This window comes from Thermopolyspora flexuosa (genome assembly GCF_006716785.1).
GTDB classification, from domain to species: Bacteria; Actinomycetota; Actinomycetes; order Streptosporangiales; family Streptosporangiaceae; genus Thermopolyspora; species Thermopolyspora flexuosa.
The window spans coordinates 2,879,948-2,901,106 of record NZ_VFPQ01000001.1; the positions used below are offsets into that span (position 1 = coordinate 2,879,948).

Annotated in this window: 11 protein-coding genes, 2 pseudogenes and 3 CRISPR repeat arrays (1 of these 16 running past the window's edge); of the genes and pseudogenes, 9 read left to right on the plus strand and 4 right to left on the minus strand. The window is 68.8% G+C overall.

What is annotated here, in order from left to right:
• Positions 1-980: direct repeats of the CRISPR family, unit length 29 nt; unit sequence GTGCTCCCCGCGCACGCGGGGATGATCCC (it extends 451 nt beyond the left edge of the window).
• Between the two features lie 2,091 nt (positions 981-3,071).
• The 8 genes from cas3 (at position 3,072) to cas2e (ending at position 12,151) form a co-directional block, all read left to right on the plus strand.
• Positions 3,072-5,951, plus strand: a complete 2,880-nt coding sequence (gene cas3 / locus FHX40_RS12210; RefSeq protein WP_170198813.1) for a CRISPR-associated helicase Cas3' — start codon at positions 3,072-3,074, stop codon at positions 5,949-5,951.
• Positions 5,941-7,581, plus strand: a complete 1,641-nt coding sequence (gene casA / locus FHX40_RS12215) for a type I-E CRISPR-associated protein Cse1/CasA (protein ID WP_142259717.1) — start codon at positions 5,941-5,943, stop codon at positions 7,579-7,581. Before cas3 ends, casA begins: the two co-directional genes overlap by 11 nt.
• Positions 7,582-7,662: 81 nt before the next feature.
• Complete coding sequence (gene casB, locus FHX40_RS12220; RefSeq protein ID WP_170198814.1) at positions 7,663-8,253, plus strand: type I-E CRISPR-associated protein Cse2/CasB; 591 nt, start codon at positions 7,663-7,665, stop codon at positions 8,251-8,253.
• A complete protein-coding gene (gene cas7e, locus FHX40_RS12225) occupies positions 8,250-9,443 on the plus strand; it encodes a type I-E CRISPR-associated protein Cas7/Cse4/CasC (RefSeq protein ID WP_142259718.1) in 1,194 nt (397 codons plus the stop codon). Before casB ends, cas7e begins: the two co-directional genes overlap by 4 nt.
• Positions 9,440-10,150 carry a type I-E CRISPR-associated protein Cas5/CasD gene (gene cas5e, locus FHX40_RS12230; RefSeq protein ID WP_142259719.1) on the plus strand — a complete coding sequence of 237 codons (711 nt, stop codon included), beginning with the start codon at positions 9,440-9,442 and terminating at the stop codon, positions 10,148-10,150. Before cas7e ends, cas5e begins: the two co-directional genes overlap by 4 nt.
• Positions 10,150-10,839: a type I-E CRISPR-associated protein Cas6/Cse3/CasE gene (gene cas6e / locus FHX40_RS12235; protein WP_142259720.1), complete on the plus strand. Its 690-nt coding sequence runs from the start codon at positions 10,150-10,152 to the stop codon at positions 10,837-10,839. Before cas5e ends, cas6e begins: the two co-directional genes overlap by 1 nt.
• 2 nt (positions 10,840-10,841) lie before the next feature.
• Positions 10,842-11,804 carry a type I-E CRISPR-associated endonuclease Cas1e gene (gene cas1e / locus FHX40_RS12240; RefSeq protein WP_142259721.1) on the plus strand — a complete coding sequence of 321 codons (963 nt, stop codon included), beginning with the start codon at positions 10,842-10,844 and terminating at the stop codon, positions 11,802-11,804.
• Positions 11,801-12,151 (plus strand): type I-E CRISPR-associated endoribonuclease Cas2e, encoded by a 351-nt coding sequence (gene cas2e / locus FHX40_RS12245; RefSeq protein WP_142259722.1) that lies wholly within the window; start codon positions 11,801-11,803, stop codon positions 12,149-12,151. The genes cas1e and cas2e overlap by 4 nt, the downstream gene beginning before the upstream one ends.
• A gap of 140 nt (positions 12,152-12,291) precedes the next feature.
• A CRISPR array of direct repeats spans positions 12,292-13,907; the repeat unit is 29 nt; unit sequence GTGCTCCCCGCGCACGCGGGGATGATCCC.
• Positions 13,908-13,970: 63 nt separating this feature from the next.
• Here cas2e and FHX40_RS12250 read toward each other — a convergent pair.
• From FHX40_RS12250 to FHX40_RS12255, 3 genes and pseudogenes are all read right to left on the minus strand, one after another.
• Positions 13,971-14,974: pseudogene (locus FHX40_RS12250) on the minus strand (IS256 family transposase).
• Positions 14,937-15,197, minus strand: a pseudogene (locus FHX40_RS26270) (transposase); the annotation flags it as partial. The pseudogenes FHX40_RS12250 and FHX40_RS26270, both read right to left, overlap by 38 nt.
• A 122-nt stretch (positions 15,198-15,319) precedes the next feature.
• A CRISPR array of direct repeats spans positions 15,320-17,848; the repeat unit is 29 nt; unit sequence GGGATCATCCCCGCGTGCGCGGGGAGCAC.
• A 215-nt stretch (positions 17,849-18,063) separates the two neighbouring features.
• Entirely contained in the window at positions 18,064-18,603 is a 540-nt protein-coding gene (locus tag FHX40_RS12255; protein WP_142259723.1) for an ATP-binding protein, read from the minus strand.
• Positions 18,604-18,741: 138 nt separating this feature from the next.
• Between FHX40_RS12255 and FHX40_RS12260 the strand changes: the two genes are divergently transcribed.
• Positions 18,742-20,022 (plus strand): NsdA family TPR-like regulatory protein, encoded by a 1,281-nt coding sequence (locus tag FHX40_RS12260; protein WP_142259724.1) that lies wholly within the window; start codon positions 18,742-18,744, stop codon positions 20,020-20,022.
• A 190-nt stretch (positions 20,023-20,212) separates the two neighbouring features.
• On the opposite strand, the gene FHX40_RS12265 is transcribed toward FHX40_RS12260, so the two are convergent.
• Positions 20,213-21,085: a LysR family transcriptional regulator gene (locus FHX40_RS12265; RefSeq protein ID WP_170198815.1), complete on the minus strand. Its 873-nt coding sequence runs from the start codon at positions 21,083-21,085 to the stop codon at positions 20,213-20,215.
• Positions 21,086-21,159: the final 74 nt, after the last annotated feature.

Consider the following 21,159-nt stretch of genomic DNA (forward strand, 5'->3'; position numbering starts at 1 on the left):
ATCCGCAGCAGGTCACCGTGCTGCATGTCCACGGCGAGTGCTCCCCGCGCACGCGGGGATGATCCGTCCGCGGTCCCCTTGAATTCGGCGATCTTGAAGTGCTCCCCGCGCACGCGGGGATGATCCCTGGCCGCGTTTTTTGAACCAGTCGACGCCGTTGTGCTCCCCGCGCACGCGGGGATGATCCCAGGAGTAACTGAGCATGGCCGTGAAGAAGATCGTGCTCCCCGCGCACGCGGGGATGATCCCGGCTCACCGTCGAGCTGGTTCTCTTGCAGGCCGTGCTCCCCGCGCACGCGGGGATGATCCCGTGGTGGAGATCCACCAGGAGGCCGTCGAGCTGTGCTCCCCGCGCACGCGGGGATGATCCCCGGCGGCTGAAGGCGTCGAACCGGGCGCTCGTGTGCTCCCCGCGCACGCGGGGATGATCCCTCGCGGCAGGCCTCCTCTTGGACCTCCAGGCCGTGCTCCCCGCGCACGCGGGGATGATCCCTTCACCGACCAGTACCTGCTCGCCCGCCCCGAGTGCTCCCCGCGCACGCGGGGATGATCCCGGGATCTCCGGAAACTGGCAGGCCGGGTTCGGGTGCTCCCCGCGCACGCGGGGATGATCCCGACATCGACGGGTGGGAGCGGGAGATTCGCCGGTGCTCCCCGCGCACGCGGGGATGATCCCATCAGCGCCGCAGCGCTGGTGCGCTCCATCGGGTGCTCCCCGCGCACGCGGGGATGATCCCCTTCCTGCATATATGGAAGGTGTCCGGTACTAGTGCTCCCCGCGCACGCGGGGATGATCCCCGGCATCTCCGGCTCCGCGGCCGCGAGTTTGTGTGCTCCCCGCGCACGCGAGGATGATCCCTTGTAAGGGATGTTCACACGCTTGTAGTGTCGTGCTCCCTGCGCACGCGGGGATGATCCCGCCTACGCGCTGGCGCTCCGCGCGTTCGAGGCGTGCTCCCCGCGCACGCGGGGATGATCCCCCCTGTCGCCAATATCGAGCGACCGCGCACACGGGATAATTCGCATGACCCCTGATCGGAAAAATGCTCACTCCGGGCACAGGTCGTGTTTCATAAAACCGACTGCCACCCGTTGATCACGGTGATGACTTAGGACAACCTCGTGCGGCATGCTAGTCATAACGCGTGACCATTCCCTGGTTGCGTTTGAGCTGACGCCCACTCCACGGCATGCCGCAGCCCGTAGGACAGCGGGTCGCAGGCGGGAGTCCGTCCTCCCTGGGCCCTCTTGGCCTTCCGGTGGGCGCCCTAGTTCGCCTTGCTGGGAGTGCACGCCCTTGAGACTGCACCTGCGCAGGCACGCGCGATTGGTCGTGTTGGGGTAGACCCGGCCACCATCACCAGATCCGGGCCTGTCCGGAAACGGCCCCACCCAGGTGTGTCGCTTTGATGCCGCCAGGACCCTGGCGGTTATGGACTGTCACTCGCGCCCGCCGACCATCACCATCGCCAGCACTACCGGTGGCGGCTCTTCTTGCAGGCAGCGGTCTCGGCATGGACTAGCTGGATGCATCGCGCTGCAGCAGGACGAGGGACCATCCCCGCGTGCGCGGGGAGCACTGATTTTCTTCGCTCTGTCCCTCGGCTCGCAGGGGACCATCCCCGCGTGCGCGGGGAGCACGAAATCCCATCCCACGCCGGTTTGATGACCTGGGGACCATCCCCGCGTGCGCGGGGAGCACCCGACGGCCACGTGATCGCTGCTGAACCCGCGGGGACCATCCCCGCGTGCGCGGGGAGCACATCGAGCTGAAGAAGTCGGCCGGCGGCGGCCGGGGACCATCCCCGCGTGCGCGGGAAGCACTCGGTCTGGCCCTGGATCGCGGCGCGCTGGATGGGACCATCCCCGCGTGCGCGGGGAGCACGCCCACTGGTCGTAGACCTTCAGGTCCTTGACGGGACCATCCCCGCGTGCGCGGGGAGCACTTCCGGTCGATGAGGTGCTGGTGGTGCGCCTCGGGACCATCCCCGCGTGCGCGGGGAGCACGTGAGTCATGAGCACCCGCACCATCCCGACCCGGGACCATCCCCGCGTGCGCGGGGAGCACACGCACTAAAAAAGGGGGGGTGTCCGGTGGAGAGGGACCATCCCCGCGTGCGAGGGGAGCACAGCGTGGCGCGAAGCCGTGTCCGTTTTGCCCGGGGACCATCCCCGCGTGCGCGGGGAGCACAGGACGCGCTCAAGATCTCCAGCCCCTCGCAGGGGACCATCCCCGCGTGCGCGGGGAGCACTCCCGCATGAGCTCCCGCATGGGGCTGGGCAAGGGACCATCCCCGCGTGCGCGGGGAGCACTCCCGCATGAGCTCCCGCATGGGGCTGGGCAAGGGACCATCCCCGCGTGCGCGGGGAGCACTGAGCGAGGGCATCCTGCTCATGGAGCCCGAGGGGACCATCCCCGCGTGCGAGGGGAGCACCGGGCCGCGGCCGCCCGGGTTAAGGGCTCCTGGGGACCATCCCCGCGTGCGAGGGGAGCACTGAGTCGCCACGTGAACGCGGTCCGGGCTTTGGGGACCATCCCCGCGTGCGAGGGGAGCACGGCTCGGTCCGCTCGCCCTCGCGGCAGATCCAGGGACCATCCCCGCGTGCGAGGGGAGCACCTGCTCGAGACCGCGCCCGGCACGACCCGCCCGGGACCATCCCCGCGTGCGAGGGGAGCACTACGCGCGCCGGTACGAGCGGATGCGCGCCGCGGGACCATCCCCGCGTGCGAGGGGAGCACACTCGCTGACCTGCACGTTTATTCGTGGCGGCGGCAGTTCTCGAGCAGTTGTCGAGATTTGGACATACCGGACATCGTCTTCGTGGCAGGTCAACTCGCCGTCCAACCCGAGGCCGGTTGAGGAGTAAGCGTGAAGAGGTCGGCTTGATGCCGACATCGTAGCGAGGCAAGCTTGGCGACCCAGAAAGACAGAGAACAACCCATAAGTCCGATTATTGGAAAATGTGAAGCCTGCACTCGTTTATCGCGAGAGCGATCCATGATCTCAATTTCATAAAAGTTTGGTGACTTTAGATGTTCGGTTGCGGCCAATCATATTGGGTTTCGTGGCGTGGAGGGCGGATCAGGGCAAGGGCTGTCCAACGGCTTATCGAGGGCGGCGCGGGCGGTCTGGGCCAAACATGATCGTGATAGTGAGGGCTGGCTGCCACTGTGGCGGCACATGGCGGATAGCGGTGCCGTAGCCGGGCTGCTGTGGGACGGGTGGCTTCCGGCACAGGTGCGCCGGTTGGTGGAGCAGGCGCTGCCCGCGGGGGCCGAGGACGCGCGTCGCCTGGCGGTATGGGCGGCGATGACGCACGACATCGGGAAGGCGACGCCGGCCTTCGCCTGCCAGGTCGACTCGCTGGCCGAGACCATGCGGGCGGCGGGGTTGGGCATGCCGTTCTACAAGGAGTTTCCCGATCGTCGGCTGGCCCCGCACGGGCTTGCCGGGATGCTCCTGCTGCGAGAGTGGCTGATAGAACGGCACGGCTGGGCGAAGCCCGCCGCTTTGCAACTCGCCATCGTCGCCGGCGGACATCACGGCGTGCCCCCTACGCACCTGGATATCCAGCAGGTGACCAGGCGTCCCGAGCTGCTTCGCAGTCCCGAATGCGCTCAGTCATGGCGGGACGTGCAGTGGGAATTGCTTGACTGGTGCGCGGAAGAGTGCGGCGTTCAAAAACGACTTCCGCACTGGCGGTCCGTCAAGCTTCCGCAGCAGGCGCAGGTTCTGCTGACCGGGCTGGTGATTGTGGCGGATTGGATCGCCAGCAATTCAGACTTATTTCCATATTTTCCGGACGCACAGAAGGTCGGTGAGCATGAGCGCGTGTCCGCTGCGTGGCGCGCGCTGGATCTGCCCAAGCCGTGGCGGGCCATCCCTCCATCCATCGAGGACATCTTCTCTGCACGCTTTTCCCTGCCTTCCGGAGCGCAGCCCCGGCCGGTGCAACGGCGCGCGGTGGAGATCGCCCAGGCGATGAGCCGACCAGGGCTGCTGCTCATCGAAGCACCGATGGGAGAGGGGAAGACCGAGGCGGCCTTGGCGGTGACGGAGGTTTTCGCGGCCCGATCAGAAGCCGGTGGATGCTATGTGGCGCTGCCCACCATGGCCACGGGGAACGCGATGTTCCCTCGCCTGCTGAGCTGGCTGGGCAGGATGTTCGAAGGCCGGGAAGGGCGGCAGGCGGTCCATCTGGCGCACTCCAAGGCGGCCCTCAACGAGCAGTACGTCGAGCTGGTACGGGCTGGTCGACGCGCCGTGCGAGGCGTCGAGATCGACGGCGCCCCATCGGAGTGGCGGCCCCGCGCGGACCGGCGGGCGGCGTCAACCGAGCTGATCGCCCACCAGTGGCTGCGGGGCCGGAAGAAGGCGATGCTCGCCGAGTTCGGGGTGGGGACGATCGACCAGCTTCTCTTCATGGGACTGAAGAGCCGCCACCTGGCGCTCCGTCACCTGGCGCTGGCGGGCAAGGTCGTCGTCATCGACGAGGCGCACGCCTACGACACCTATATGAACGCGTACCTCGATCGGGTGCTGTCCTGGCTTGGCGCCTATGGGGTGCCCGTCGTGGTGCTGTCGGCGACGCTGCCCGCACGTCGCCGACGGGAGCTCGCGGAAGCCTACAGCGGCGCGACCACGCTTGCCGAGATCGAGAGCGCCTCCGGGTACCCGCTGATCACGGCCGTCGAGCGCGATCGGCCACCGGTGATCGAAGCCGTTCCAGGATCCGGGCGGGACATCGACGTCCATCTGGAACGGCTCGACGACGATCTGCCCACGCTGACGGAGCGGCTGAGGCGGGAACTCGCCGACGGCGGATGCGCCCTGGTGATCCGCAACACGGTGGATCGGGTGCTGGAGACCGCCGACCATCTCCGCGGCTCCTTCGAGAACGTGCTCGTGGCACATTCACGTTTCCTCGACCTCGACCGGCTGAACAAGGACGCCACGCTGCTCAGGCTCTTCGGCCCTCCGGGCACGGCCAAGCAACGGCCGACGGCCCCATACATCGTCGTGGCGAGCCAGGTCGCCGAGCAGTCCCTGGATATCGATTTCGATCTTCTGGTGTCCGACCTCTGCCCGATCGACCTGCTGCTCCAACGGATGGGCCGTCTTCACCGCCATCAGCGCGGCGAGGGGCAGAGCGAGCGCCCGGAGCGGCTGCGCACCGCACGCTGCCTGGTGACCGGAGCCGACTGGGCGGCGTCGCCGGTCGAGCCGGTGGCCGGCTCGCGGCGGGTCTATGGCCTGTACCCGCTGCTGCGCGCGGCCGCCGTGCTCGAGCCGTACCTGTCGGGGACCGCACCCACCGGCAACGTGGTACGGCTGCCGCACGACATCAGCCCACTGGTGCAGCGCGCCTACGGGCCCGAGCCGGTCGGCCCGGAGCAGTGGCAGGATGCGCTGGCCCGCGCCCGAGAGGCGCACGAGCTGCAGCGGAGCAAGCAGCACCAGAAGGCACAGGACTTCCAGATCAACCCGGTCGGCAAGCCCGGTAGTGCCCTGATCGGCTGGCTGGACGCCGGTGTCGGCGACGCGGACGACACGCGGAAGGGCCGCGCCCAGGTCCGTGACACCCCAGAGTCATTGGAGGTGCTGGTCGTGCAGCGGCGCGCCGACGGGGCCCTCATCACCGTGCCGTGGCTGTCGGATGGGCGTGGCGGGCTGGAGCTCCCCACCGAGTCGGTTCCCGAGCCACGGCTCGCCCGCATCGTCGCCGCCTGCGGCCTGCGTCTGCCGTACCAGTTCTCCGATCCGGAGACGCTGGACCGGGCGATCCAGGAACTGGAGACCCAGTGCATTCCGGCCTGGCAGAGCGAGGACAGTCACTGGCTCGCCGGGGAGCTGATCCTCGTCCTCGACGAAAACTGTCGTACCCGCCTGGCAGGCTACGACCTGCATTACTCCGAAGCCGATGGTCTGAGGGTCGCCCATGCCGAGTGAAGCGTCATTTGACCTGACCAGCTGCCCCTGGCTTCCGGTGCGCCTGCTCGACGGCGGGGAAGCCGAGATGTCTCTCCGCGAGGTCTTCGAGCACGCCGGGAGTGTACGGCGGCTGGTCGGTGACGTTCCCACCCAGGAGTTCGCCTTGATACGCCTGCTCCTGGCCATCGTTCACGACGCGCTTCAGGGGCCGGGCGACATCGCTGACTGGAACGATCTACGAAGCGCAGGGCTCCCGGTCAAGAAGATCATCGCTTATCTCGACGAGTACCGGCATCGGTTCGACCTGCTGCACCCGACCGAGCCGTTCCTTCAGTGCCCGAGCTTGGAGGTAACCGGTGGCCCCCGCCCGCTGGACTGCCTGGTCGCCGATGTGCCCAACGGCCACCCGTTCTTCACCATGCGCGCCCGAGGCGTGACGCGGCTGAGCTTCGCCGAAGCCGCCCGCTGGCTGGTGCACGCCCACGCCTTCGACACCTCCGGTATCAAATCGGGGGCCAAGGGCGACCCCCGGACCAAGGGAGGAAAGGTCTACCCTTTGGGCGTCGCATGGGCGGGCAATCTCGGCGGTGTCTGCATCGACGGCGACACCTTGCAGGAGACACTGCTGCTCAACCTCATCGCCTTCGATACCCACTATCTGCGGCAGGACCCGGACCGTGACCTTCCGGCCTGGCGTCACCCGGTATCCGGGCCGCGTGAGCTGGATCCGATCGAGCTGAGCAGGCGTCCGGCGGGTCTGCGCGACCTGTACACCTGGCAGTCCCGGAGAGTGCGGCTCGTCCACGACGGAGACGGCGTCACCGGAGTGATCCTCGCCTACGGTGATCCGCTTTCCCCGCGGAACATGCACCAACGGGAGCCCATGACCGGCTGGCGGCGCAGCCCGAACCAGGAGAAGAAGCTCGGGCTCGCCCAGGTCTATCTGCCGCAGGAGCACGACCCGAGCCGGAGCGCCTGGCGCGGTCTGGGAGCGCTGATCGCCGGCAACGCGCCGGGGACGGAGCAGCGTGGTGAGGCCGCTTCCAGCATCAGGCCGCGCATTCTCGAGTGGGCGGCCAGGCTGAGCGAAGAGGGGGACCTTCCCCCGGACTTCCTGATCCGGGCGCGGCTGATCGGTGTGGTCTATGGCACCCAGCAGTCGGTGATCGACGAGATCATCGATGACGCTGTGACGATGCCGGTCGTGTTGCTGCACCGTGACCACCGCGACCTGGGGCAGGCGGCGATCGACGCGGTCGCGGACGCTGAGGCCGCGGTGAGCGCGCTGGGCGATTTCGCCGCCGATCTGGCCCGCGCGGCCGGCGCCGAGCACGAGCCCGCCAGGGCGTCGGCGCGTCATGCCGGGTTCGCCGCCCTCGACGGCCCGTTCCGCCACTGGCTTGCCGGGCTGCGTCCAGACCACGCGCCCCGGGAGGTACGGGCCGCCTGGCAGCGGGAGGCCCGCGGGATCATCCTCCGCCTGGGTGACGAGGTGCTGCGATCGGCCGGCGATGCCGCTTGGGAGGGGCGGGTCATCCGCGAAGCATCCGGCGACCGCTGGTTGAACGCATCGTCCGCCGAGGCGCTGTTCCGGGCGCGGCTGGCCAAGGCGTTGCCGCTGGCCGGGGCGGGCTCGGCCGACGACTAGAGAGGAAGGCGAGCATGACGTCACCAAGCCCCACCGCTCAGCGCCGCGTCGACGAACTGGTCGCGCATGTCGTCGGCGAGTATGTGTCCGAGCTCCAGCGGGGCTACCTGGACGATCACAGCGTGGCTGGCGGTCGCGGCCCTGGCACAGCTGCGGCGCGGCGCGGGGAAACTGATCCAGGACGTGCCGGATCTGTGGGGTGTGTGCGGCATCGAGCGCCTGTATGCCGACGAGGACGGTCTGCACCACAACCAGCCCGAGCACGTCCAGCTGAAGGCGGAGAACGCCATGTTCTTGGCGGTGACCCTGTATGCGCTGCATCAGCAGTCGCACAGCAAGGACAGGATGCATCGCCCCGGGGTCGGGCTGGGCACCGCGGTACGCCGTCTGATGCCTGAACACACGATCGATGAGCCGATCCGCCGACGGTTTGTCCGGCTGGGGACGGCCACCGATCTCGAGGCTCTCGCCTACCGGTTGCGCGAGATCGTCTCCCTGCTGCGCCGCGAGGCCATCCCCCTCGACTACGCCCTGCTGGCCTCCCAGCTCTACCAGGCCCAGTTCCCGGACGGGCTGCGTCAGGTCCGCCGGCAGTGGGGCCGCAGCTTCCACACGTACCGAACCGAGTCCTCCTCCAACGGGGAGGTCGAGACCGTGAAGGATGATCGATGAGCCGGACCATCCTGGAAATCCACGCATTGCAGACCGTGCCGCCGAGCTGCCTCAACCGCGACGACACCGGAACCCCCAAGAGCGCGGTCTACGGCGGGGTACGGCGGGCACGGGTGTCCAGCCAGGCGTGGAAGCGGGCGATCAGGCGAGCGTTCCATGACCGGCTCGACCCCTCCGAGCTCGGTGTCCGCACCCGTCAGGTGGCCAAGGCGCTCGCCGAGCGCATCACTGCGCTCGATGGATCGATCGGCGAGCAAGAGGCCTGGTCGCTGGCCGCCGAGACCGTCCAGATCGCCACCGGAACGAAGATCGAGCCCCCGAAGCGCAAGGCGGACAAGGAGGACGCCGAGCCGGTGGCGCCAGAATCGAAGTACCTGCTGTTTCTCAGCGCTCACCAGCTTCAGGGCTTGGCCGAGCTCGCGGTAAAAGCCCGCGGGGCGGGATCCGTCAAGGACTTCTTCAAGGACAAGGGCAACAGGGACCTTGCCCGGCGGATCGCCAACACCCGTCACTCGATCGACATCGCCCTGTTCGGGCGGATGGTCGCCGATGCGACCGACATCAACGTCGACGCGGCCGCGCAGGTCGCGCACGCCATCAGCGTGCACCGGGTGGACATCGAATCCGACTACTACACGGCCGTCGACGACTTCAAAGGCCAGGAGGACGACCGGGGCGCGGGAATGATCGGCACGGTCGAGTTCAACTCGGCGACCCTCTACCGCTTCGCCGCGCTCGACATCGACCTGCTTGGCAGCAACCTCGGCAAAGGCCTGCGCGAGGACGAGCCGGTGAGCGAGCCCGTGCGTCGTGCCACGGAGGCCTTCGTCGAGTGCTTCCTCACCTCTCTGCCCACCGGGAAGATCAACACCTTCGCCAACCACACCCTGCCGGAGGCTGCGATCATCAAGCTGCGCTCCTCACGGCCGATCAGCTTCGTGGGCGCCTTTGAGGAGCCGTGCCGAACCGAGCCGGAGATCGGCGGCTACATGCGGCAGGCATGCCAGCGCCTGGCGGCCTACATCCCGGAGATCGAGCGGGCCTACGGCGTCGGCGAGGACGATCCTTGCTGGGTGCTGCAGGTGGGCCACGCGACCGAGGCGTTGGCCGGCCTCGGCGTCCGGCTTCCGCTCCCCGAGCTGGTGCCGGCGGTCGGGGCGGAGGTGGCGCGACGGCAGGGCGGCGCATGAGTGTCCTGTTGATGCAGCTCGCAGGACCGCTGCAGTCCTGGGGCTCCTCCTCACGATTTGCTCGGCGGTCCACGGAACCGGCACCGACGAAAAGCGGTGTGATCGGGCTGCTGGCCGCCGCTCAGGGGCGTCGGCGAGGCGCCGATCTCACCGATCTCGCCCGGCTTCGCTTCGGTGTCCGGATCGACCAGCCGGGTGTCTCGGTGCGGGACTTCCAGACCGCGCATCACTTCGTCACGGACGCGGCGATGCCGGTGTCCGAGCGCTACTACCTCGCCGACGCGGTCTTCGTGGCCGCGGTCGAAGGCGAGCAGCGGCTCATCCACGACCTGCACCGGGCCTTGCGCACCCCGGCGTTCCTGCCCTATCTGGGCCGACGCTCCTGCCCGCCCGCTCGCCCGATCGACCTGGGAGTACGCGACGACCTCACCCTGGTCGAGGCGCTGGAGCGGGAGGAATGGCACGCGGCCCCATGGCACCAGCGGCGACACCGCGACAGGTACGTCACGCTTGAGGCGTTGGTCGAGGCGACCCCCGAGGACGGGCCCGCCGATACCCTGCGCGACCAGCCAGTGAGTTTCGACCCGCTGCACCGCCGCTATGCCCTGCGTGGAGTGCTGCGGCTGTCCTTCCAGATCCCCAATCCCGCCGCGCGCTCCGCCGCAGTGCCGAGCCATGATCCGACAGCCGTGCTGAGAGGCACCTGATGTACCTCACCCGCTTTCGCATCAACATCGCCCGCATCGGTGCGCGGCGACTGCTCTCCTCCCCGCAGATGATGCATGCGGCGGTGCTGTCGTCCTTCGCCGAAGCCCCGAAACCGGACGCGGACGGCCCGCGCATCCTGTGGCGGGTCGACCGCGACGGCGCGGCCGCCACATACCTCTACATCGTCAGCCCGGCCAGGCCCGACCTGACCCACCTGGTGGAACAGGCCGGCTGGCCGGAGACAGGCCGATGGGAGACATTCGAATACGGCCCGTTCCTCAACCGGCTCACCAAGGGCGAACAGTGGGCCTTCCGCCTCACGGCCAACCCCGTGCACACGGCCCGCCGCAAGAATGACGAACCGACGAAGATCACCGCCCACGTAGGCCTGCGCCATCAAATCGACTGGCTCCTCAAACGCCAGGAACACGCAGGCTTCCGCATCGTGGAGAAGGCACCGGAGCGCCGGCTGATCCCCGAGCTGGACCGGTACGAGCTGCTCGTGCACAACCGGCGCAACCTCGTATTCAGGAAGGGCGGCCAGAAAGATCCGGTCACCGTGGTCGCAGTCACCTACGACGGCCGCTTGGAAGTCACCGATCCGGACGCATTGCGCCGTACCCTCACCCATGGCCTGGGCAGGGCGAAAGCCTACGGCTGCGGCCTGATGACCTTGGGGAAGGCCTAGCCGTGGCGACGGCGGGCCGGCGGGGCGCTTCTTCGCCCCGGGAACTCACTCGAATGGGAGATCGCATCTCATTCGTCTACCTCGAGCGCTGCATCGTGCACCGCGAGGACAACGCGATCACCGCCGAGGACGCCGACGGCATCATCCATATTCCCGCGGCCACCATCGGGACACTGCTGCTCGGACCGGGAACCCGTGTCACTCACCAGGCCATGGCGGTGTTGGCGGACTGTGGAGCGGGAGTCGTCTGGGTGGGCGAACGCGGCGTGCGTTTCTATTCCGGGGGCAGATCGCTCAACCGCTCATCCGCATTGGTCGAGGCCCAGGCCGCAAAGTGGGCCAATCGCCGCACCAGGCTGGAAGTAGCACGCGAGATGTACCGCATGCGCTTCCCCGACGAGAATCCTGACGGCCTGACCCGGCACGAGCTTCTCGGACGGGAAGGGCGAAGGGTCAAGGAGTGCTATCGGGCACATGCCGCGCGGGTCGGCGTGCCGTGGAACGGGCGGATCTACACCCCTGGTTCCTTCGACTCGGGCGACCCTGTGAACCAGGCCATCACCGCAGCGGCCCAGTGCATGTACGGCATCGCCCAGACGACGATCCATGCACTGGGCTGTGCACCCGGTCTCGGCTTTATCCACTCCGGTCACGAGCTTGCCTTCGTCCTGGATATCGCTGACCTCTACAAGACCGAGATAGCCATCCCCATCGCGTTCGGCGTCGCTGCCGAAAGCCCGGAAGACGTGGGGCCTCGCACCCGCCGCGCCATACGCGACCACGTCAACGAAATCAACTTGCTGCGCCGATGCGTAAACGACATCAAACATCTCCTTCTGCCCGACGCGGAAGGAGGCGACCCCACCGGAGACGACTACGATCGCGTCACCCTGCAGAGTGACCACGGCGAAGTCGCGTCCGGCCGAAACTACGCAGGCCACGACTTCTACGAGGTGGAATGGTGACGATCGTCGTCCTTACCAACTGCCCCGTCGGTCTCCGCGGCTTCCTGACGCGATGGCTCATGGAGATTTCACCAGGTGTCTTTATCGGCAACCCGTCAGCGCGCGTCCGAGAGGCCGTGTGGACCGAGGTGCAGGCCTACGCGAACACAGGCCGGGCCCTCCTCGCCTACACCACCGATAACGAACAGGGCTTCACCTTTGAGACTCATGACCACAAATGGCATCCAGTGGATCACGAGGGCCTCACCCTGATCCGTCGCCCCAAGGAAGGAGCCGGCGTTGCCGCTGTTCCACCTCCGTCCGGATGGAGCAAGGCGGCAAAACGCCGCCGTTATGGCAGACGTTAAGCAGTTCGCCTCTTACCCCACCGATGGCCGCACTACCTCCGGCGACTGGCACCCAGGCCGATGAGGTCGGCGATATGTCCGTTTCTGCAAAAGTGCTCGGAAACCGCCTCGTCTCCGCCTAAACTCGCAGGTCAGGAAGTGTGCTCCCCGCGCACGCGGGGATGATCCCTCCCCGCCGGCGGCGAACTCGGTGACCGCGCGGTGCTCCCCGCGCACGCGGGGATGATCCCTGGTCGATCTGCACGCCGTACCACTCGAAACTGTGCTCCCCGCGCACGCGGGGATGATCCGGCCGCCAAGGACGTCGTCAATAATGCGATCCGGTGCTCCCCGCGCACGCGGGGATGATCCCGCCACTGCTGGAGCGAGCCGTACGACGAGCAGGTGCTCCCCGCGCACGCGGGGATGATCCCATCTGGCGCGCCCTCTTCGACGCCGCCAAAAAGTGCTCCCCGCGCACGCGGGGATGATCCGACCACCCTCGTCGGCAACCTGGTGCGGTCCTTGTGCTCCCCGCGCACGCGGGGATGATCCGAATACGTCGGTGCCGCGGTAATCGCGAAAGCCGTGCTCCCCGCGCACGCGGGGATGATCCCGCATCACCCCACTTGGCGCGGCACACGCACGGCGTGCTCCCCGCGCACGCGGGGATGATCCCATCAGCGCAGGTAGTAGCCATCAGCGCAGGTAGTGCTCCCCGCGCACGCGGGGATGATCCCTACTGGATGCGCAGGCTCGCGGGCGCGGTGTGGTGCTCCCCGCGCACGCGGGGATGATCCCTCCGGGGTGCTGCTCCCCGAGCATGGGCGGGGGTGCTCCCCGCGCACGCGGGGATGATCCCCACTCGACCGGCCGGGTGAACGGCGGCCCGGCGTGCTCCCCGCGCACGCGGGGATGATCCCAGCCCTTGGACCTGGCCGACGAGCCAGTTCCAGTGCTCCCCGCGCACGCGGGGATGATCCCGAGGGCGACCACGGCGGCGTGCAGGGCGGGCTGTGCTCCCCGCGCACGCGGGGATGATCCCCTCAAGTTCGGTTTTCAACGAACCGAAACGGGGTGCTCCCCGCGCACGCGGGGATGATCCCTGGCAAGGCGGCCCCGACCCAGCCGACCAAAGGTGCTCCCCGCGCACGCGGGGATGATCCCGCCCTCTACCGCCTCGCCGTGCAGCAAGAGCCGTGCTCCCCGCGCACGCGGGGATGATCCCTGGGCCGCGGCCGGGACGAGGGTGAGGTCGAGGTGCTCCCCGCGCACGCGGGGATGATCCCGCCTTCGGGCCACCTACAGGAAGCGCGCCGGAGTGCTCCCCGCGCACGCGGGGATGATCCCCGCTGGCGGTGGCTCGCCGACAAGGCCACCCGGTGCTCCCCGCGCACGCGGGGATGATCCCGACTAGGCCCGGGATGGTGCGTAGGCCGCCCCGTGCTCCCCGCGCACGCGGGGATGATCCCCCATCGGCGAACGTCGCCGCCAACCTCTGCGCGTGCTCCCCGCGCACGCGGGGATGATCCCGCCACGGCGGGGTCATACCCCACGCGGACGTCGTGCTCCCCGCGCACGCGGGGATGATCCCGACATCGCGCTCGACCTGGGTGACACCACTCCGTGCTCCCCGCGCACGCGGGGATGATCCCGTCGATCTGCTCTCCCGGATCCAGCGCACGGAGTGCTCCCCGCGCACGCGGGGATGATCCCCAGAACCTCGGCCTGGACAACTTCGGTGGCGAGTGCTCCCCGCGCACGCGGGGATGATCCCATGGAGGGCCACGTCCGCTGAGGTGGTGTAAAAGCAGCCACCGCGTGATCCGTTTCCCGCAGGTTAAGCGGTAAGCGACTCAGGAAGCCGCTCTTGGTCCGGTGTGCCGCCGGCAATCACCTGAAGCCGGATCTTGGCCAAGATGTCCAAGCCCATGGAGCGGCGGGATTCGGTCCACTCGCCGGTCTGCTCGGCCAAAACCGCGCCGACCAGCCGGATGATCGCAGCCCGGTCCGGGAAGATCCCCACCACATCCGTGCGGCGGCGGATCTCTTTGTTCAGCCGTTCCCGGGGATTGTCCGACCAGATCTGCCTCCAGATCTCCCGGGGGAAGGCGGCGAAGGCCAGAAGGTCGTCACGGCCCGCATCCAGGTGGTCGGCGGCGGCAGGATACTTGGCTGCAAGGGCGTCGACGACCCAGGCGTGCTGGGTGCGCATCTGCCCGGCCGATGGCTGGTCGAAGATCGTGCGGACCAGCGTGGCGACCCAGGGCTGGGCGGACTTGGGCACCGTGGTGAGCAGGTTGCGCAGACAGTGGGTACCGCAGCGCTGCCAGGCGGCGCCGGGCAACGTGGCGCCGATCGCCTCGACCAGCCCGGTGCGGGCGTCGGAGACCACCAGCCGCACGCCTGACAGGCCGCGGGCGACCAGGCCGCGCAGGAACGCAGCCATCCGGTGCCGTCCTCGCCTGAGGTGACCTCAACCCGCTGCCCGTTGGCGTTGACCGCTGTGGCGATCAGGACGTGCACGTTGATGGTCCGCCCGCCTTCGCGGACCTTCTGGGTGAGGGCGTCCAGCCACACAAACGTGCAGGGGCCGGTGTCCAAGGGGCGGATGCGGAAGGCCTCCACCTGCTCGTCCAGCGTCTTGGCCATGGCCGAGACCTGGCTTTTGGAGATGCCGGAGATGCCGAGCTGCTCGACGAGCTTGTCCATGCGTCTGGTGGACGCCCCCAGAAGGTAGCTGGTGGCGATGACGCTGATGAGGGCCTGCTCGGCACGGCGGCGCTGTAGCAGCCATTCGGGGAAATACGGCCCCCTTCGCAGCTTGGGGATGGCGAGCTCGATGGTGCCGGCGCGGGGTGTCCCATTCGCGTTTGCGGTAGCCGTTGCGGTGGTTGGCCCGCTGGGCGCTGCGCTCGCCGTAGGCGGCGTTGCAGAGGCTGTCCGCCTCGGCTGGCATCAACGCCTCGGCCATGGTCTTCACCATGGTTCGCGACAGATCGGGATCCTGGGCCTGGATCTGCTCTGCAAGCCAGGCGGCGGGGTCCAGGCTGTTGCCGGCGGCCATCGCTTGTCCTCCTTCGATCTTGACCGGGAATCACGAAGGATCTACGCGATGGCCGCTTCGTGTGTCCGGCGGCGTTCCTGTCACCTGGTCAAACTCTTACACCACTTCCGTGGACGCAGCTGGGGATCATCCCCGCGTGCGCGGGGAGCACGGGCCGTTCGAACAGGCGCATGGCGCGGGCGAGGGATCATCCCCGCGTGCGCGGGGAGCACCCGTTCAGCTCGGCGTAGACGGTGTCGTGCTTGGGATCATCCCCGCGTGCGCGAGGAGCACATCGTGCCGAACGGCCCGGCCCGCAGCACCGTGGGATCATCCCCGCGTGCGCGGGGAGCACGTGACACTGTATGAAATCGCCGTAGGCAAACCGGGATCATCCCCGCGTGCGCGGGGAGCACCCGCCCCAATAGATCACCACCGCCCTCCAGGGGGGATCATCCCCGCGTGCGCGGGGAGCACGGCGACCTGTACGGAAGGGCTGTCGGTGCCGCGGGATCATCCCCGCGTGCGCGGGGAGCACTTCGGGGAGACCGCGAGCAAGGAGGGATGGTCGGGATCATCCCCGCGTGCGCGGGGAGCACACCTGGGCGGCGGCTTGGAGTTTGCGGACGGTGGGATCATCCCCGCGTGCGCGGGGAGCACACCGAGGCGACGATCGTCTGCGGACGCTCCGAGGGATCATCCCCGCGTGCGCGGGGAGCACAAGGTCCGTAGCGAGCTGCTGCTTGACGAGCGGGGATCATCCCCGCGTGCGCGGGGAGCACTCCCACCTGGGCTGCGCCTCGACGTCCCCCGGGGGATCATCCCCGCGTGCGCGGGGAGCACCCGACGAGGAGTACGCGGCGACCCTGGAGGCCGGATCATCCCCGCGTGCGCGGGGAGCACTACGCCGTGCTCGCGCTGGTCGGTTCGAGCGGGGGATCATCCCCGCGTGCGCGGGGAGCACAATCCGCGGAGGCGGCCTTCGGCGCGTGCGTCGGGATCATCCCCGCGTGCGCGGGGAGCACAGAGGCTTTGCTGAGCTTGACTAGCAAGAACAGGGATCATCCCCGCGTGCGCGGGGAGCACTTCGCTGCGGCGATCAGCGGCGATCTGGAGGCGGGATCATCCCCGCGTGCGCGGGGAGCACGGCGCCGTCGTGGCCCTGCTGAACGACGAGGAGGGATCATCCCCGCGTGCGCGGGGAGCACCGCCGGGGACGTCGGCGGCGGAGGGGTCGCGGGGGATCATCCCCGCGTGCGCGGGGAGCACGAGACCATGACCCGCCCGCCCACGAATGCGCTGGGATCATCCCCGCGTGCGCGGGGAGCACACGATCCACGATATGCGGCACACCTGCGCCTCGGGATCATCCCCGCGTGCGCGGGGAGCACTCGCGGTGGCACGCCTCAGTCGTCATGATGGTGGGATCATCCCCGCGTGCGCGGAGAGCACCGCAGGCGAGGCTTCATCGGGTCGTAGTCGGCGGGATCATCCCCGCGTGCGCGGGGAGCACGGCCCGGCGGGCGGCCACGGCGCGCTCCAGCCGGGATCATCCCCGCGTGCGCGGGGAGCACGGCCCGGCGGGCGGCCACGGCGCGCTCCAGCCGGGATCATCCCCGCGTGCGCGGGGAGCACGGTTCGAGCATCGGCGTCCCTGAGGCGGCGCGGGGATCATCCCCGCGTGCGCGGGGAGCACGGCTCCTGCGCCGTCGAGGCCGACCTGTCCGTGGGATCATCCCCGCGTGCGCGGGGAGCACGGTTCGAGCATCGGCGTCCCTGAGGCGGCGCGGGGATCATCCCCGCGTGCGCGGGGAGCACGGCTCCTGCGCCGTCGAGGCCGACCTGTCCGTGGGATCATCCCCGCGTGCGCGGGGAGCACGAGGCGACGGCCGCCGAAGTGCTGATCGGCGGGGGATCATCCCCGCGTGCGCGGGGAGCACGGCGACCGGTGCCGCCGGATCCCGCAGTCCGCGGGATCATCCCCGCGTGCGCGGGGAGCACTGGCGCCTCGATCGCCGCCCGGGGGCCGCACTGGGATCATCCCCGCGTGCGCGGGGAGCACAACCCAATCCATCACACCCGCACCCCAAACCAGGGATCATCCCCGCGTGCGCGGGGAGCACCCGACCAGGCCACCCGGGACGCCTTCACCGTGCGGATCATCCCCGCGTGCGCGGGGAGCACTGCCCGGCACCGAAGTTGGTCGTGCTCCCCATGGGATCATCCCCGCGTGCGCGGGGAGCACGTCCCGCAGCACAGCACGAGGTTGGACAGCCGGGGATCATCCCCGCGTGCGCGGGGAGCACCGCACCAGCGCCCGGATCAGGGCGTCCTGCTCCGGATCATCCCCGCGTGCGCGGGGAGCACTACTTGAGGCCGATCTCGCCGTACATCTGCCGCGGATCATCCCCGCGTGCGCGGGGAGCACGGGGTCGAGCCCATGACCAGGCTCGACCTCGCGGGATCATCCCCGCGTGCGCGGGGAGCACTGTCTACCTCACGTTTCGCTTGTGACTCCAACAGGATCATCCCCGCGTGCGCGGGGAGCACGGCATGCCTGGTGGGTCGCTGTACTTGCGTTCGGGATCATCCCCGCGTGCGCGGGGAGCACGCCTTGGCGATGTGGCGGGCGATCCGCTTGGCCGGATCATCCCCGCGTGCGCGGGGAGCACACTTCCTGACCTGCGAGTTTATCCGACGGACAAGCCGTTTCTGAGCACTTCTTCAGATACGGACATATCACCCATGGCCTCACTTCGCCTCGGAGTAGGTATGAAGAACGCGCCCGTTGCAGGACGGCCGATCACGGGATCCGGACACGAACCGGCCGATCCGGGCGCGCCCAGGGGAACGGGTGCGCCCGGTAGCTCGGGTCTCGGGCCTGGTCTCATGCAATCTCGACCGTTGGCGAGGGGGTGGCCCCGTCCTCGTTCGATGCCAGTTCAAACCAGAGGAGGCCGCCCGTCGGCTCTTCGGTGAAGCCCCAGCGTTGTGCCTGTGAGCGGATCAGGTCGATTCCCCGTCCGGACTCGGCGAGCGTGTCGCGTACGCATCCGCAGGCGAAGGGGAACGTTTCCGAGCCTTGGTCCGCGACTTGGATCGTCACCGTCCCGTCTTCGTCTGGCAGCACGGTCACCTCGACACGGCCGGAGCGGGTGTGCACCACCGCGTTGGTGAACACCTCCGACAGCAGCAGCACCGCATCGTCCAGCCGCGGATGCCCGTCGAGCACGAGGCGCAGCCAGCGTCGGGCCTCCCCGACCGTGGCGCGATCGGCCGAGAAGATCCGGGACTCCGGTCGCCACGTCCGGTCCGGCTCCGTCTCCGACGCCGGCCACCGTCCCCGGCGGCAGTGGTTCTCCGGTACGGCCCGCGCGTCATGACCCTCCGGCCCGCCGCCGGATGTGATCTTTTCGGTTTCGGTCATGCCGCACAGAAAATCGGCAAACACCTACATACGGCGGACGTAACCCCGGAATTTCAACGGGACCTTTATCACCGACAACTTCCGCCACTGCGTAATCGTCCGACTACAGTTGTTTCGGCGAACCAGAAGGGAGGACGAATGACCATTATCGGGCGAACACCATTCGACCAGGCCTGTCACGAACGCGGATGGGCGCGCCCAGCGGTCTTCCTCGCCGAGTTCGCCAAGACCGCGCGCCTCATCGGCGAATCGGTCACCATCACCGACCGGCAGTTCCGCCGCTGGCGCGCTCCCAACCCGCCCCGGCCGCATCCCCGTTCCTGGCGGGTATTGCACACCATGTTCGGCGTTCCGCCCACCGAGTTGGGTTTCCCGCCCTACCCGAATGGTGAAACACCCCAATATGGTCCCCTTGCAGCAAATGGCGGGGCGGAGGAAAGCGACGTGAAAAGACGGACATTTGTCACGGCCACCGTGGGTACGGCGGCCGCCGCCGCGATCCCCGGCGCGACCGTCGGCGCGATCGGCAGCGACCACATCCAGGACCTGCGCGCCAGGCTCACCGCCTTGGGCACCCTGGACGACGCCCACGGCGGCGCGGGCGTGCTCCCGCTGGCGATCCGGCATCTGGCCCACATCCGTCAGCTGATCGAGACCGGAACGTACCCGAACTCGATCGGCCAGCGCCTCCACCGGCTCGCCGGCGAGACGGCCGCCCTGTGCGGTTTCCTCGCCTTCGACGCGGGACGGCAGGAGCAGGCCCGGCGCTTCTACGGCGAGGCCCTCGCCACTGCGGCGTTGCTAAAGGACGACGATCTCACCGCCTATTCCCTCGCCCAGCTCGGCCTTCAGGCCACCTACGAGAAGCGCCCGCGCGCCGCGCACGACTTCTTGGAAGCCGCTCGGTACCGCGCGGAAGCACTGGACTCGCCCAGACTTCAGTCCCTGGTCGCGGTACGGCAGGCCCACGCCCTCGCCATGATGGGCGACCACGCGCTCGCGCAAGGTGAGCTGGCCCGCGGCATGCGCCTGTTCGAACGGGCCGGCCGAGGCCGACCTGCCCCCGCCTGGATGGACTTCTACGGCCCAGCTGAGATCAACCTCTACCAGGGCCACCTCTACAAGGCGACAGGCCGTCACGAAGCCGCCACCTCGTACTACAGGACCGCCGTCAATCAGCTCGGAGTCGGGTACGTGCGCAACCGGGTGAACTTCCGCCTCCGGCTTGCCCACACCCTCGCCCTGTCGGGCGAAGCGGAGGAAGCCGCCGCCGAGACCATGACCGTCATCGACGAACTCCCCGCGGTCTCATCGGCTCGCACGCACAAGCTCCTGACCGACCTCCACCGCTCGCTCGGCGCGATCGACTCCCCCACCACCCGCGACGCCGCCGAGGCTCTCGCCACCCGGTTGACCTGACGCCTTGCGCCATTCGCTTTCCTCACTGCGCCGGCCGCAGATTCCCGATTCTCCATCGGGTACAGCCACTTTGGCTTGCCGAGTCAGCCATACATGAAGTTTCATCCCGCACGGTCAGCTTCTGTCGGCTCATTCGGGAAGGCATCACATCCCGTCCACGTAATGGCCGCAATGGCCGGTCACCGTGGCTTCACAGCCAGCCCTCCTGGCGGGCGAGCAGGCGGGCGGTGTGCACGAGGGCGATGACCGGTGGGGCGGCGTGGCGGTTCCAGGAGATGGCCAGTTCGATCGGGGGCAGGTCGTCGGTGACGGGCAGGCAGACGATCTGGCCGGGGAGCTGCAGGCTCACCGACCGGGGCAGGAACATGAACCCGTCCTCGTACAGGTTGAGGTTGAGGTTGCGCAGGCCCGGCAGCGGGTTCTCCCAGATCTCGAAGGTCTCGCCGGTGCTGGTGAGCGCGGCGAGCACCCGGTCGTAGTAGAGGGGCGCGTAGCGGCGCGGGAAGAACCGCAGCGTCTGGCCGCGCAGGTCGCGCAGGGCCACGGACTTGCGCGTGGCCAGGGGGTGGCGGGGGCCGACGACCACGACGAAGTCCTCGCGGCGCAGGACCTCGGTGGCGAAGCCGGCCGGGATCGGCAGGTGCCTGCCGAGCAGTACGTCGAGTTCGCCGTCGGCCGCCGCGGCGACGAGGTCCATGTCCCACGCCTCCCGGGCGTCGACGCGGATTCCGGGATGGCGGTCGCGCATCGCGGCGAACAGCTTCGGCATCTCCTCGAACGCCGCGGTCACGGTGTAGCCGACGCGTACCAGGCCGCGTGACAGGCCCGCGGCCTCGCGGGTGCGTTCGACCATGCGCTCCGCCTCGGCCAGCACCTGGCGGGCCGATTCGACGAACACCTTTCCCGCCTCGGTGAGCCGGGTGGGGCGGCGGTGGAACAGCTGGACGCCCAGTTCGCGCTCCAAATCCCGAATTTGGCGGCTGAGCGGCGGCTGTGTCATGTGCAACCGCTCGGCGGCGGCCTCGAAACTGCCCGTCTCGGCTATCGCAATGACATAACGCATGAGCCGCAGATCAACCGACATACCCGCAAGGTATATCACCTCACCTAATCGGACTTGGACCTCGAAAAACACCG